Here is a 12,605-nt window from a genome sequence, read left to right as displayed (position 1 = left end):
GGGTTGCCTTCCTCTCAGTCGTCGGGCGGATCGGCGGTGGGAGCCTCGGGAGGCGGGGTCTCCTTCTTGGCGGGCCGGCCGCGCCGGGGGATGCGACCGGCGTCGCCCGGGAGCCGTCCCGCCTCCGACAGCGCCCGGCGCAGCAGGAACTCGATCTGAGCGTTGGTGCTGCGTAGTTCGTCGCCGGCCCAGCGGGCCAGCGCGTCGTGCACCGCGGGGTCCAGCCGCAGCAGGATGCTCTTTCTCTCGGTCGCCACGGTCTAGTGGTACAGGGAGCCGGTGTTCACCACGGGCTGCACGTCGCGGTCGCCGCACAGGACGACGAGCAGGTTGCTGACCATGGTGGCCTTGCGCTCCTCGTCGAGCTCGATCACGTCGTGCTCGTCCAGGCGGGCCAGGGCGGCCTCGACCATGCCGACGGCTCCGTCCACGATCCGCTGGCGGGCCGCGACGACCGCTCCGGCCTGCTGGCGGCGCAGCATGGCCTGTGCGATCTCGGGAGCGTACGCCAGGCGGGTGATGCGCGACTCGATGACCTTGACTCCCGCCGACGCCACCCGGGCCTGGATCTCGGCCGACAGCCGGCCGGTGATCTCGTCCGCGTTCTGGCGCAGGGACAGCATGTCGTCGTGCCCGTCGTACGGGTAGCTGCCGGCGATGTGACGCACCGCGGTCTCGGTCTGGAAGGCGACGAACTCCACGAAGTCGTCCACTTCGAAGACGGCCTTCGCCGTGTCCTCGACCTGCCACACCACCACGGCGGCCATCTCGATCGGGTTGCCGTCGGCGTCGTTGACCTTGGTGACGTCGGTCTCGTGGTTGCGGATCCGGGTCGACACCCGGCGCTTCTGCGTGAAGGGCACCACGAACCGGAGGCCGGGCGTGCGGACCGTGCCCACGTAGCGGCCGAGCAACTGGATCACCCGCGCCTCACCGGGGGCGACCGCGGCGAGCCCGGTCAGGACGACGAGGGCCGCCAGGAGGAGCAGCGCCCCGGCGGCGATCAGGGCGGCTCCCGCTCCGCCGTTGCCGTCGGCCGCGAGGCCGGCTCCGATCGGGATCAGCGCGGCCGGGCTCAGCAGGCCGATCAGGGCCAGGATCAGCATCGGCCACCCCGAGGCCGCTCGCGCCGTCCGCTCGTGGGTCTGGGGGGCCGGCATGTCGACGGCGATCTGCAGGTCTGTCATGTCTTCTCCTCGGTGTCTAGCACGACACTAGCAAAGTGATATCACTTTTTGCCAGACCCAGTCTGGTCGCCGGGGACGCAACCGAACCCTCAGTCGTTCTCAAGTGGAGATCGCTAGCTTCGCGCCATGACGAAACGATCTGTCGCCGTGGCCGCACTCGCGGGGCTGGCCGTCCTCGCCGCTCCCACCGCGGCCTCGGCGGAAGCCCTGACCGCTCTCTCCGGCTCGTCGGCTTCGGGAACCAAGACCTTCGCCTTCCGCGGGATGAACCTGAGGATCCCCGCAAGCTGGAAGGTGCACCGCAAGGGGGACGAGGTCGTGGTGACGACCGGCGCGTGCAAGCGGCCGGAAGCCTTCGCCGCGAACTGCCGGTCGTTCTGGGTGCTCGGCCCCAAGGAGTTCACCGACGTGCCGGTCGGGGGCGGCTCCTTCACCTATACGGGCAAATACCAGTGGTATCCGTTCAGCGCCCCGGTGCCCTGTCCGTTCGACCCCAAGACCGGCTGGAACCCCGGCGACAAGGCCGGATCGAGAGGCCTGTTCCCGATCGGCAAGGGCCACAAGGCGAAGTACGCCGCCTGGCCCAACGCGTGCGTGACGAACAACGGCGCCCACCGGACGAAGAGCTTCACCACGCGGGAATGGTTCCTGCCCTCGTCCAAGATCCTGATCATCGACGTCTGGAACACGCCGGCGTTGCCGGGAGTGCTCAAGGGCGCGACCTGGAGCTGACCGCACGCCGCGCCGCCGGCGAGGGCCGGCAGGCCGGTCACAAGGTGACGACGACCTTGCCGGCGGGGTGTCCTTCGATGAGACGGCGGATCGCGTCGGGCGCTTCGCTCAGGGGATAGGCGCGGTCGATCACGGGGGTGACGGCGCCCGACTCGATGAGCCGTGTGAGTTCCTCCAGGTGCTCGGCGCGCTCCCTGCTCATCACCGGGCGCAGCCGCTGACCGACGAACATCGACAGCAGTGGCGCCCGGAACGTGCGTCCCATGCCCCCGGTGAAGCGGTATGCCGCGTGCCCGCCACCGACGATCACCAGCGTCCCGCGCGGGGTCAGGGCGCGCCGCAGCAGGGACAGCGGCCTGTTTCCCGCGGTGTCGATGACGACGTCGTAGCGTGCGCCGTCGCGGTCGATCTCCTCGCGGGCGTAGTCGATGACGTCGTCGGCGCCGAGCGACCGGACGAGCCCGGCCTTCGCCGCCGAGCACACGCCGGTGACGCTCGCGCCGTACGCCTTGGCGATCTGCGCGGCGAACGACCCCACGCCCCCCGTGGCGCCGATGACCAGCGCCCGCTGTCCCGGCCGGACGCGGGCGACGTCGCGGACGGCCTGCAGCGCCGTCATGCCCGAGACGGGTATCGCGGCGGCCTGCTCGAACGTGAGGCCGGCCGGCTTCGGCGCGAGCCTGCTCTGCCGCGCGCTCGCGTACTCGGCGTACGAGCCGCTCTCGCAGGTGCCGTACACCTCCTGACCGGGCTGGAAGCGGGTCACCCGGGCGCCGACGGCCGCCACCACCCCGGCCACGTCACGGCCGCGGACCGCGACCTTGGGCCGGCGCAGCCCGAAGCCCGCGAGGCGCATGAGGTAAGGACGGCCGGTCATGAGGACCCACACGCCGGGGTCCACCGCGGCGGCGCGGACCTCGACGAGCACCTCCTCGTCACCGATCGAGGGGCGGTCGACGTCGCGTAAGCGGAGCACGTCCGCCGGGCCGTACGCGTCCTGGACGATGGCTTTCATGACGTTCCTTCCGGGAGGTCGGGATACTGGAACACGTCGTCGAGCGGAACACCGAACACCCGGGCGATCCGGAAGGCCATCTCCAGAGACGGGGAGTATCGCCCCTGTTCGATGGCGATGAGGGTCTGCCTGGTCACGCCGATGCGTTCGGCCAGCTCGGCCTGGGTCATCTCGTCGTGGGCGAACCGCAGCGCGCGGATGCGGTTCGTCACGCGTGTGGGCTTCACCACTCCGGAAGGCTCCTGCGATAGACGATGATCTTGGTGATTCCGCCGAGGACCGCCGACAGCACGAAGCAGAGGTAGACGACGTTCGCGATCCAGAACCGGTCCCATCCGGCCATGGCCATGAGCATCGCCGCGAGCGCGCCGATGACGACGAACGCCTGACCGGTGTGGTCGCCGAGTCGTCCGATCTCCCTGTCGCGGACGTCGACGACCCGCGAGGCCCCCGGCCTGACGATCGCCATTCCGATCTCGGCCACGATCGACGCGGCGATGGCCCCGCCGACCGACCACAGCAGGGCGGCGGTGTACGGCACGTCGGGTAACGGGCCTCCGTCCGCCCGTCTGAGGACGGCGACGACGTACGCGGCGTAGGCGAGCACCGCGACGACCAGCCTGATCCAGGCGCGCTTCTCCACGTGAGTCATGATCGGCACCCTTCGATGTACAAAATCTTTGACATCACTAAGGTAGCGAATCTTTGACCTCGTGTACAGAATCTTTTACACCGGGGAGGTCGTCAGGCGTCGGCGGGCACCTGCTCGGCGCCGATGACCTTGAGAAACTGAAGGGACTCGTAGGCCGGGGACCCGGGCTCGGCGGTGAAGATGACCACCTGCTGCTCCTGGTCGGGCACGGTCAGCACGTCGAAGTCCAGCTCGATCGGCCCGACGCGGGGGTGCCGTACGGTCTGGCGAAGGTGCCGTTCGATGTGGAACCGCTGGGAGTTCCACAGGCGGGCGAACTCCTCGCTTCCGGCCAGCAGCTCCTCGACCAGGCTCTTCAGCTCACGGCTGTCGGGATAGCGGGTGACGGCGACGCGCAGGTAGCTGACCGCCGTGACGACGAACCGCTCCGGGCTGCCCATGCCGTAGTGCCGCCGCTCCGGGTCCGGGTGGAGGAAGTAGCGCCGGATGACGTTGCGCTCCTGGCCCGCCAGAGCGGAGAAGTCCTCGAACAGGACCGCCGCCAGCGGGTTCCAGGCCAGCACGCCGCAGGTGTCGTCCACGACGATCGCGGCGGCGTCGGTCAGCCGGTTGAGCAGGTTCAGCGTGCTCGGCCGCACCTCGCGTACGGGTTCGGCGGACCGGCTCTCCTCCCGTTCCCCGGCCAGGTGGAACAGGTGGGCCCGTTCCTGGTCCGACAGGCGCAGGGCGCGGGCGATGCCGTCGAGCACGCGCCGTGACGGGTGCCGGCCCCGCGCCTGCTCCAGCCGGGTGTAGTGGTCCACCGAGATGTAGGCGAGCTGGGCGACCTCCTCGCGCCGCAGCCCGGGGGTGCGGCGGCGGCGTCCCTCCGGCAGGCCGACGTCGGCGGGGCTGACCTGCTCACGCTTGCCGCGCAGGAACTTCGCCAGGCCATGCTTGTCCATGCCTGTGACGGTACGTCTGGAATCGAATGCACGCACCGCGTAGCCATGGACTCCTGGTCCCTGGTTGTGCGGGACGGCCCGGGTGACCGTGGGGTTGGCACCGACCGGCGGCGAGACACGGACGCGCCGCCGGTCACCGACCTCATGGAAGGCATACGATCATGCGGATTCTCCTCACGGGCGCGAGCGGCTACGTCGGCGGCGTCGTGACAGAGCACCTCGTCCGGGCCGGGCACGAGGTGGTCGCCCTGGCCCGGTCCGACCGGGCGCGCGAGCGGGCCGAAGGGCTGGGCGCGAAGGCGGTGCGCGGCAGCCTGCGGGACCTCGACGTCCTGCGCGGCGCGGCCGCCGGGGCCGACGCCGTGGTGCACACCGCCGTCGACTACACGAATCCCGAGATGGGCGACATCGAGCGCGACGCCCTCGCGGCGCTGCTGGGCGGGCTGAACGACGGAGGGGCGTTCGTCTACACCAGCACGGGCCTGGTCTACCCCGACCGGCAGGGCGCCATGGTGGACGAGGACCACCCCGTCACCCCCGAGGCGTCGCCGCAGCCGTACAAGGTCCTCGGCGAGCGGCAGGTTCTGGCGGCCGGGCACGTGGCGGGCACCGTGATCCGGGCGGCTCTGGTCTACGGGCGCGGCGGGTCGGGCCTGCTCCAGGGGCTCATCGGCGCCGGCCGGCAGAACGGGATGGTGCCCTACATCGGCGACGGCGCCAACGAGTGGTCGTCGGTGCACGTCGACGACCTCGCGGCGCTGTACGTCGCCGCGCTGGAGCGCCGCGAACCCGGGGTCGTCGTCAACGCCGCCTCGGCCGAGCGGACTCCGATCCGGCGGATCGCCGAGGCGGTCGCCGGACTGACCGGCGCCCAGGCCGTGTCGCTGAGGCTGGAGCAGGGGGTGGCCGCGATGGGGCCGCTCGCCGCCACGCTCACCCGTTCGTCGCCGATGGACGCCTCGCGTGCCCGGAGGCTGTTCGGGTGGGCCCCGGAGCGGCCCGGACTGATCGAGGAGCTGACGACCGGCTCCTACGCGTAGTCCTGATCAACGGCTCGTTCCGTTCTCGGGCACGGTCTCGGACGCAGCGCGCGCCGTACGCGCGGGCCGTGCCTGCGCCACCACGCGCGCGCCCAGAGCACCTGGAACGCGACCGCGGACAGCAGCACGGCCGCGGCGTCCAGCTCGGCGAGCGGGCCTGCGGGAGTGACGAGCGCGCCCACGGCCCGGCCGAGCAGCGTCAGCGTCGCCGGCACCGTCACCGCGAACGCCATCCCCAGGCAGGCCGCGGTGCCTGCGACCAGCAGCACCGCGTACGCCCGGAGGGCGCGGCGCTCCCGGCGCGGCAGCCCGGCGAGCGGGTCGGGGGAGGGACGGCGGAGCAGCCGCAGCGCCAGGTGGCGAGCGTAGGCGGAGGCGTCGCCGTACATGTTGCGGCACCCGGTCAGATCCTGCAGCACGAAGTAGACGTCGGTGCGCATGAACACGAGGAACTGCGTGGCCAGCATGCCGAGCGAGGTCAGCGCGACCAGCGACAGCGCGGCATGGCGCCCCAGGGCGGCGGTCAGGAGGAGCGCGGCGGAACAGGCCGCCGCGTCCGTCGCCATCCCGGCGAGGTAAACCGTCAGGCGGACGCGCCGCTCGGCCAGCCACACGCCGGACACCTCGGTCTGGACGGCCAGGAACTGCAGCCGCGTGCCGAGCCGGATCCGGCCCGGCACCCCGGCGGCCCTGGCGGTGGACAGGTGGGCCATCTCGTGCAGGAAGATCAGCGTCCAGCCGACGGCGATCTGCGACGCGAGCACGAGCGTGCCGCGCTCGCTCCACAGCAGGTCACGCCAGCCCGGCAGCGTCTCCCGCCGCATGACCGCCGTCACGATCCCGGCGGCGATCAGGCCGGCGACCAGCAGGTGGAGCAACGGATGCAGCGTCCACCGCACGTGCCGGGGGCGCAGCCATGGAAAGGTCGGTGGATCGGCGGGGGCGGCCGGCCCGTCCGGCTCCTCCAGGAAGCCCAGCTCGCCCAGGGCACGGACGAAGCCGCGGACGTCGAGATTCGCGCCGGTCTCGGCACGCAGCCGGCGTTCCGTCTCCTCGACCGTGGCGCCCCCCGACAGCAGCCTGATGGCCCGCATCCCCTCCTGCGGCACGGCGACGAACGCGTCCCCGTCCGGGCGGCCGACGATCCACTGGGAGCCGTCCTGGCGGAACGCGAGGTCGCGCAGCCGGACCACGGTCGCATCTCCCAACGCGGGCCTCCAGACGCGGGGTCAGGGGCGGAAGGTCCCGGTGTGGTGCGAGTAGCCGGGCAGGAGGTCGCGTGCCCGGTCGGAGATCTCGGGCGGCGGCAGCGGGGCGACCTCCCGTTCGACGTACGCCCGCACGTCCTCAGCCCGGCCGTAGAGATCCTTGATCGCGGCCAGGCAGGGGACGACCAGGGCGGGATCGGTGATCCGCCGGGCGCCCACATGGGCGCCGATCTCGTCGTACAGCACCTCGTAGAGCAGCGCGGGACCGAGCACGACGATCTCGGGCAGCGGCGCGGTGTGCTCCAGCTCCCGCACGGCGTCCACGTGCAGCACCCGGGGGCGCTCGCCCGCCGTCGCCCGTACGGCCAGGACGTGCAGCTCCCACTGGAGATAGGGGGTGAGCGGCGTCTCCACGATGCGGACCCGGCAGGCTGTGGGCCGGGTCCGGTAGTAGCCGGCGAGGAACTCCCGCAGTTCCTCCAGCATGGCGAGCGAGCCGTCCCAGTCGCCGGCCATCATCGCCCGCCAGCTCGCCACGTCGGGTTCGAAGAACTCCTGGGCGCGTTCGAGCTTCCACACCTCATCGGGGGCCCGCTCGAACTCCTCGGTGAACTCGGCCTGGTAGGCCTCGGCGGACAGGACCCGCGCCTCGGCCTGCCGTACGTCGTCGAAGACGGTGCCGGCGTCTGCCACCCTTCCCTCCCTGGGCTTCGGCTGCTGGCTCACGCTGGTCGCGGCGTGCGGGCGGCCCCGCGGCATCCCCGCACGCCACGGCCGGTGCTTCATCAGTTACCGACGCTGTTGCTGCTGGTCGTGGTCTCGATCTTGTCGAGCAGCCGGATGACGATCTTTGTCTTCGCCGGCGCGGCGGCCTCGTCGACGGGTTCGGTTTCGTGCTCGTACGTGTTCATCCGCTTCCTCTCTCTGGAGGGGACATGGATGTTCTCGCGAGAACCCGTTCATGGTTCGTCCATTGACTGGAGAAAGTCAAGACTTTCGTTATTCATTCAGCCGGAGTCGATTTCGGTCATTCGCCCCGATGAATTGTGTTCCGGTTCGCCGGCCCGGGTCCCGCACACCGGGCAGCCGGGGCGAGGCGGATGCCGGACCCACACGTGGTGGTCCGCGGCGATCAGGTTGACCCCCTGAATGGTGCCGACCGGCGGCACGGGCACGCCGGTCAGGAGCCCGAGCAGCGCGTGGGCGACGAGCTGGCCGGACACACCCGCCGAGGTGGCGATCACGCCGGGCCCGCCGAGGTCCACGGGCGTGCCGGGGCGGCGCCGCGCCTCCTCGCCGCTGCTCAGGCACTCGTAGCACGCGCCCGCTCCCGGCGCGAAGCACCCCACGGTGACCAGCGGCCCGTTGTATCCGCCGCCGGCCCAGGGGATGTTCGCGGCGGCGCAGGCGCGGTTGGCCCACACCCTGATGCCGTGCCCGGTGGGCCGGTCCGCGCAGAGGGCGAGCGCGTCGTAGCCCGCGATGAGGTCGTCCAGCTCGCGCCTGCTGCCGACGCGGCGGCGTTCGCCCGTGACGGAGATATCGGAGTTGACGGCCCGGAGCCGGTCGACGGCCGCCTCCGCCTTCGGGCGCCCGACGTCGTCCTGGCCGTAGAGCACCTGGCGGTTGAGGTTGGACAGTTCGACCAGGTCGGGATCCACGCAGTGGATCGTGCCGACGCCGACGGCGGCGAGCGCCCAGGCCGCGTGGCAGCCCGTGCCGCCCAGGCCGAGCACCACGACCCGCGCGGACTTCAGCCGGAGCTGGGTCTCCCAGCCGTGGGCGCGCGGCATGGTGTCGACCGTGCGGAAGAACGCGTGGTTCCTGCTGTAACGGTCGAGTTCGCGCTCGCTCAGCCCGGCGGGCGGCACTGCCGCGGCGTCCTCCACATATCGGGTGGCGACCAGTTGCTCGACGATCGGCGTGGCGTCCGGCAACTCCGGATGGGTCAGACGCAGCCGCTCGGCGATCTCGTCGCGAGAGCGGGTGCCGTCCATCAGAGTGAGGGCCGTCCACACCCATCCGTACGGGTCCGCGATTTCGGCGGCGATCCCGTAAATCTCGCCGCCGATGCGAATGGTGCCGTCCTCGTATCGATGAGGCCGGTGTTCGAATTTCACGCGGGGCAGTCGCACGTGACGACGATTACTGGTCGATAACTGCACGAGTCAACACTGAATTCCACAGAAGGGAAAAAGGGGTCGGCCGTAAAACGTTCCCGTCTCGCGGGCGCGGCGCTTCGCCGCGAAGAGGGGCATGGAACGTCGCCGCTGGGCATACGTTGGTGACGATGATGAACGATCAGCCTGCCGTGATCTCACCGCCGATGCCGCGCCGCACGCTGCTGGCCGCCGCCCTCGCCGCCGTGGTCGTCCCGCTCTCGGGATGCGCCGGCTCAGCGGGGGAGGCCGCCTCGGTCGCCTCCCGCGAGAGCGTGACCCCGCCCGCGTCGGCACGTTCCTCCGCGAGTCCGGAGGGGCCGGCGCCGGAGCCGTCCGTACGGGACGACCTGCCCGCGCCGGACGAGGCGATCCCCAAGGACCCCAAGCGGCTGGCCGACGCTCTCACCCGTACGGGGGAGCGACTGCGTGACGCGATCGACGACTGGAGGCGTACGGGCGACCCCGCCAAGGGGGAGGCGCCCGAGCCGGTGGTCCTGCTGTCCCTGTACGAGCAGCGCGTTTACCGCTATCTCGCCCGCAATCCCAAGGTCGCGTCCCGCACCTACGGCGAACTGCCGAAGGAGGCGGCCGCGCGGGCGCGGGACAACGTGACGGCCATCCGCGACCTGCTCTCCCTCGCCCATCCCGTCAGCGGGCCGATCAAGATCAAGGTCGAGTCGCCGGAGCCCGCCGACGCCCTGCTCGCCGGCTTCCGGCGCGCCGAGCGCAGGTTCGGCGTCGAGTGGGAGGTGCTGGCGGCGGTGATGCTCGTGGAGACCAAGTTCGGGCGGGTGCGCTCGCCGAGCTACGTGGGAGCCAAGGGGCCGATGCAGTTCATGCCGGGCACCTGGAAGGCGTACGGCATGGGCGGCGACATCAACGACACCGGTGACGCCCTGCTCGCCGCGGCCAACTACCTCCACGCGTCGGGCGCGCCGGGCGACTACCGGCGCGCGCTGTACGCCTACAACCACTCCCAGGCGTACGTCGACGCGGTTCTGCTGCACGCGCGCCAGATGAAGCGGGACATCAGGAACTACTACGCCTACTACACCTGGCAGGTCTACGTGATCACGACGAAGGGCGAGCGCCGCCTGACCGGCCCCTGACGACAGGGTGGCGTCGGGAGTTCTCGCCCGGCGCGCCGGCCGGGTCCGTAACCAATGCCGCTTTCCGTGCGACTCATCTTTTGGGGATCGATCGCGTACGGGAGGTCGGTTGTGCGGCGGCTGACGACGGATGCCGGGACGAAGCCCCTCGCGCTGCTACGCGAAGCCGCGCTGCTCATCGCGGTGGTGTTCGGCCTGCTGTCACTGAACCCGCGTCCGGCGCTCGCGGACGACATGGACTGCGGGTTCGGGCCTCCCCGCTCGTCGTGGGTGGAGACGTCCGTGACCGTCGCGGAACGCGGCCACGACACCACCGTGATGACGAGCACGACGCGGGTCGGCGTGCCCCGCGACTGGCCCGGAGCCGCCGCCCTGCTCGGCGACGGGAGCGCGGTCGGCTGCCTGCTGCCGGACGGCGGCACGCCGAGCGTCACGATGTCGGCCGACGGCACCGAAGTGGTGGTCCAGAGCACGCAGGAGAGTCGTCTGGACCTGTACGACATCCAAGGGGGCGGGGAGTCCGCCGGGCTGTGGTCGAGCCGCGAGTCGGGCGGAACCCGGTTCGTCGCGCTGCTGCCCGCGTTCGGGGCCATGCCGCCCGGGCTGGCCGGGGCGCGCTGGCGGACCGTTGCCGTCAAGACGCCGGAGTCCCGGGTGCGCACTGTGACGCCCCTGCCGTCGGAGGTGCTGCCCGGCGGCACCTACGTCTGGCGGAACGGCGCCGAACCGCCGCGCGTCGAGGTCGCGCTGTCGTTGTCGGCGCGGGAGGCGTTCCAGCGCTGGGTCGGCCTGCGAGGGCAGAACGTGCTCCTGGTCGCGACCTACCTGGGCTTCGCGCTGCCCTACCTGCTGCTGGCCGTACTGCTCGTGCTGCTCCACTGGCGTTCGGCCGACCGGGACGAGCGCGTCCTCATCCGGATCACCCTCGGCGCCCTGGCGATGATCACGGCGGCGGAGACGATGCTGGTCGCGGGTGGGCTCACCGGCACGTTGTTCCTGGCCATCCTGATCGGCGTGCTGGACACGCTGGCGATCCTCGTCGTGGGGGCGCCGCTCTGCCTGGCGGTGTGGGGGCTGTGGCGCACCGGCCTCAGGCGGGGCGGCCCGATGCTCGCCGGCGCGGTGCTCGCCGTCGCCGGCAGCCTGGGGATCCTGGCCGCACGAGCCCTTTACGCCGAGCCATGGGGCCCCCTGTGGGTGGCGTCGGCGGTGGCGACCGCGCTGCTGCTCTCCGGGGCGGCATGGGCGATCGCGGTCCGAGCCGCCCGCGTCCGGGGCAGGACGCCGCGCGCCGTACGCGTCCTGCTGCGCTGGAGCGTCCCCGGCCTCGCGTTGATGACCCTGGCCTACGTGGCCCACGCGGTCGTCACAGGATCGCGCTCGGGCGTCCTGCCGGACGAGGCGGCGTCGCCCTATTTCCTGCTGCGTGGCCTCTCCTCCCTGATGTGGCCGCTGGTGGTGCTCCTGCTTCTGCTGCTGCTTCGCCTGCACGGGCGGCGTACGGACTCCGTCGGGCCGTCCACCGTGTGGCTCCTGGTGTTCGTGTTCGTCGTGGGCACGATCAGGTGGCTCAACACGTACGCGGGGATGCCCTTTCCGCTCGCCGGGCTCGTGGGGCTGGCCGCGCTGCCCCTGCTGCTGCGGCTGACGCGACGGGCCGAGGTCGCCGACCCGGGCGTGTCACGCCGCCGGCTCGCGATGATCGTGGACGAGTACCGCGACCTGGAGCAGAGGGAGAAGGGGCTGCGGCGGCGCTGGGCGGCGGGGGAGATCGACGACGCGGAACACACCAAGGAGAACGGGCCGGTCGTCGACCGCATCCGCCGGCTCCGCATCGAGATCGGCCTCGATCCCGACAGGGAGGACGGGCTCAGCCCGCTCGACGTGGCGCTGTCGCGCGGCCCGGGCGTGTCGTGGTGGGCGAACGCGCGGCTCGCCGCCCGGTACGCGTCCTACGTGGGCGCGCCCGCCGCCGTGTTCCTCATCTGGGCCACCTGGAGCACCGACAGCCGGGGGCGCGACGGCTGGCTCGACCGGCTCGGCGATCCCAACGGGTTCTACGGCCTGGCCGGCGACCTGATCGGCGGGCTGCTGATCTGGCCGGTGGCGGGCTTCGTGCTGGGCGCGCTGTGGCGTCGCCTGCCCGGCAGGCGCGGCTATCTCAAGGGCGTCGTACCGGTCCTCGCGTACGCCGCGGCGACGGGGGCGCACGCCGTACTGAACAACGTCATCGGCCAGGCCCCCGTGCGCGGCTCGCTCGTGCGGGTGCTGCTGCTGTTCCTGGTGCTCACCGTCGTCGCCGTCCTCATGGACGCGCGGACCCTCCAGACCCGCCCGGGTGGTCTCGCGTCGCGGCTCACCCCCGTGGCCGTCGTCTACCGGCTCGGTACGGCGGGCAGCGGGATCGCGCTCATCGTCGCGCAGGCGGCGGCCATCCTCGGGCTGTGGAGCCAGCTCAAGAACGGCATCGACATCACCTCTCAGGTGGACACCTCGGCCCAGACGCCGATCAGCGCCGACGCGCAGGTGCTGCTGGGCCGGGTGGACAAGTAGGAC

Annotated in this window: 14 protein-coding genes; 4 read left to right on the top strand and 10 right to left on the bottom strand. The window is 71.7% G+C overall.

Annotation, left to right across the window (positions count from 1 at the left end; translation table 11 throughout):
* Positions 1–14: 14 nt before the first annotated feature.
* On the bottom strand, positions 15–257 hold the full coding sequence (locus IL992_RS24850) for a hypothetical protein (protein ID WP_193205764.1): 243 nt from the start codon (positions 255–257) through the stop codon (positions 15–17).
* Between the two features lie 3 nt (positions 258–260).
* On the bottom strand, positions 261–1,187 hold the full coding sequence (locus tag IL992_RS24845) for an SPFH domain-containing protein (protein ID WP_193205763.1): 927 nt from the start codon (positions 1,185–1,187) through the stop codon (positions 261–263).
* Between the two features lie 126 nt (positions 1,188–1,313).
* Here IL992_RS24845 and IL992_RS24840 point away from each other — a divergent pair, with 126 nt between their 5' ends.
* Positions 1,314–1,919 carry a hypothetical protein gene (locus IL992_RS24840; RefSeq protein ID WP_193205762.1) on the top strand — a complete coding sequence of 202 codons (606 nt, stop codon included), beginning with the start codon at positions 1,314–1,316 and terminating at the stop codon, positions 1,917–1,919.
* 37 nt (positions 1,920–1,956) lie between these two features.
* Here IL992_RS24840 and IL992_RS24835 read toward each other — a convergent pair whose 3' ends face one another.
* From IL992_RS24835 to IL992_RS24820, 4 genes are all read right to left on the bottom strand, one after another.
* Positions 1,957–2,934 carry an NAD(P)-dependent alcohol dehydrogenase gene (locus IL992_RS24835; protein WP_193205761.1) on the bottom strand — a complete coding sequence of 326 codons (978 nt, stop codon included), beginning with the start codon at positions 2,932–2,934 and terminating at the stop codon, positions 1,957–1,959.
* A complete protein-coding gene (locus tag IL992_RS24830; protein ID WP_079319533.1) occupies positions 2,931–3,164 on the bottom strand; it encodes a helix-turn-helix transcriptional regulator in 234 nt (77 codons plus the stop codon). The genes IL992_RS24835 and IL992_RS24830 overlap by 4 nt, the downstream gene beginning before the upstream one ends.
* Positions 3,158–3,586, bottom strand: a complete 429-nt coding sequence (locus IL992_RS24825; protein WP_193205760.1) for a hypothetical protein — start codon at positions 3,584–3,586, stop codon at positions 3,158–3,160. The genes IL992_RS24830 and IL992_RS24825 overlap by 7 nt, the downstream gene beginning before the upstream one ends.
* 92 nt (positions 3,587–3,678) lie before the next feature.
* Positions 3,679–4,530, bottom strand: a complete 852-nt coding sequence (locus IL992_RS24820; RefSeq protein ID WP_193205759.1) for a helix-turn-helix transcriptional regulator — start codon at positions 4,528–4,530, stop codon at positions 3,679–3,681.
* 161 nt (positions 4,531–4,691) lie between these two features.
* Between IL992_RS24820 and IL992_RS24815 the strand changes: the two genes are divergently transcribed.
* Positions 4,692–5,570, top strand: coding sequence for an NAD-dependent epimerase/dehydratase family protein (locus IL992_RS24815; protein WP_193205758.1), 879 nt, complete (start codon positions 4,692–4,694; stop codon positions 5,568–5,570).
* On the opposite strand, the gene IL992_RS24810 is transcribed toward IL992_RS24815, so the two are convergent.
* From IL992_RS24810 to IL992_RS24800, 4 genes are all read right to left on the bottom strand, one after another.
* Positions 5,561–6,778, bottom strand: coding sequence for a hypothetical protein (locus IL992_RS24810; protein WP_193205757.1), 1,218 nt, complete (start codon positions 6,776–6,778; stop codon positions 5,561–5,563). The two genes, IL992_RS24815 and IL992_RS24810, sit on opposite strands and share 10 nt — an antisense overlap.
* 21 nt (positions 6,779–6,799) lie before the next feature.
* Positions 6,800–7,471 (bottom strand): DUF6879 family protein, encoded by a 672-nt coding sequence (locus tag IL992_RS24805; RefSeq protein WP_193205756.1) that lies wholly within the window; start codon positions 7,469–7,471, stop codon positions 6,800–6,802.
* Between the two features lie 92 nt (positions 7,472–7,563).
* Positions 7,564–7,689, bottom strand: coding sequence for a hypothetical protein (locus tag IL992_RS47795; RefSeq protein WP_264295082.1), 126 nt, complete (start codon positions 7,687–7,689; stop codon positions 7,564–7,566).
* Between the two features lie 96 nt (positions 7,690–7,785).
* Positions 7,786–8,898 carry a HesA/MoeB/ThiF family protein gene (locus IL992_RS24800; protein WP_193205817.1) on the bottom strand — a complete coding sequence of 371 codons (1,113 nt, stop codon included), beginning with the start codon at positions 8,896–8,898 and terminating at the stop codon, positions 7,786–7,788.
* 170 nt (positions 8,899–9,068) lie between these two features.
* Here IL992_RS24800 and IL992_RS24795 point away from each other — a divergent pair, with 170 nt between their 5' ends.
* Both IL992_RS24795 and IL992_RS24790 read left to right on the top strand, forming a co-directional pair.
* A complete protein-coding gene (locus tag IL992_RS24795; RefSeq protein WP_193205755.1) occupies positions 9,069–10,049 on the top strand; it encodes a lytic transglycosylase domain-containing protein in 981 nt (326 codons plus the stop codon).
* Between the two features lie 111 nt (positions 10,050–10,160).
* Positions 10,161–12,602 carry a DUF6185 family protein gene (locus IL992_RS24790; RefSeq protein ID WP_193205754.1) on the top strand — a complete coding sequence of 814 codons (2,442 nt, stop codon included), beginning with the start codon at positions 10,161–10,163 and terminating at the stop codon, positions 12,600–12,602.
* The last annotated feature ends 3 nt before the right edge of the window (positions 12,603–12,605 follow it).

The organism is Microbispora sitophila (assembly GCF_014892245.1).
GTDB classification, from domain to species: domain Bacteria; phylum Actinomycetota; class Actinomycetes; order Streptosporangiales; family Streptosporangiaceae; genus Microbispora; species Microbispora siamensis.
This window is presented reverse-complemented; position numbering and strand designations above follow the sequence as displayed.

Excerpts from the sequence above, each read along its gene's own strand:
- IL992_RS24845 (WP_193205763.1), bottom strand. The coding sequence starts at position 1,187 with ATGACAGACCTGCAGATCGCCGTCGACATGCCGGCCCCCCAGACCCAC.
- IL992_RS24840 (WP_193205762.1), top strand. The coding sequence starts at position 1,314 with ATGACGAAACGATCTGTCGCCGTGGCCGCACTCGCGGGGCTGGCCGTC.
- IL992_RS24835 (WP_193205761.1), bottom strand. The coding sequence starts at position 2,934 with ATGAAAGCCATCGTCCAGGACGCGTACGGCCCGGCGGACGTGCTCCGC.
- IL992_RS24825 (WP_193205760.1), bottom strand. The coding sequence starts at position 3,586 with ATGACTCACGTGGAGAAGCGCGCCTGGATCAGGCTGGTCGTCGCGGTG.
- IL992_RS24820 (WP_193205759.1), bottom strand. The coding sequence starts at position 4,530 with ATGGACAAGCATGGCCTGGCGAAGTTCCTGCGCGGCAAGCGTGAGCAG.
- IL992_RS24815 (WP_193205758.1), top strand. The coding sequence starts at position 4,692 with ATGCGGATTCTCCTCACGGGCGCGAGCGGCTACGTCGGCGGCGTCGTG.
- IL992_RS47795 (WP_264295082.1), bottom strand. The coding sequence starts at position 7,689 with ATGAACACGTACGAGCACGAAACCGAACCCGTCGACGAGGCCGCCGCG.
- IL992_RS24795 (WP_193205755.1), top strand. The coding sequence starts at position 9,069 with ATGATGAACGATCAGCCTGCCGTGATCTCACCGCCGATGCCGCGCCGC.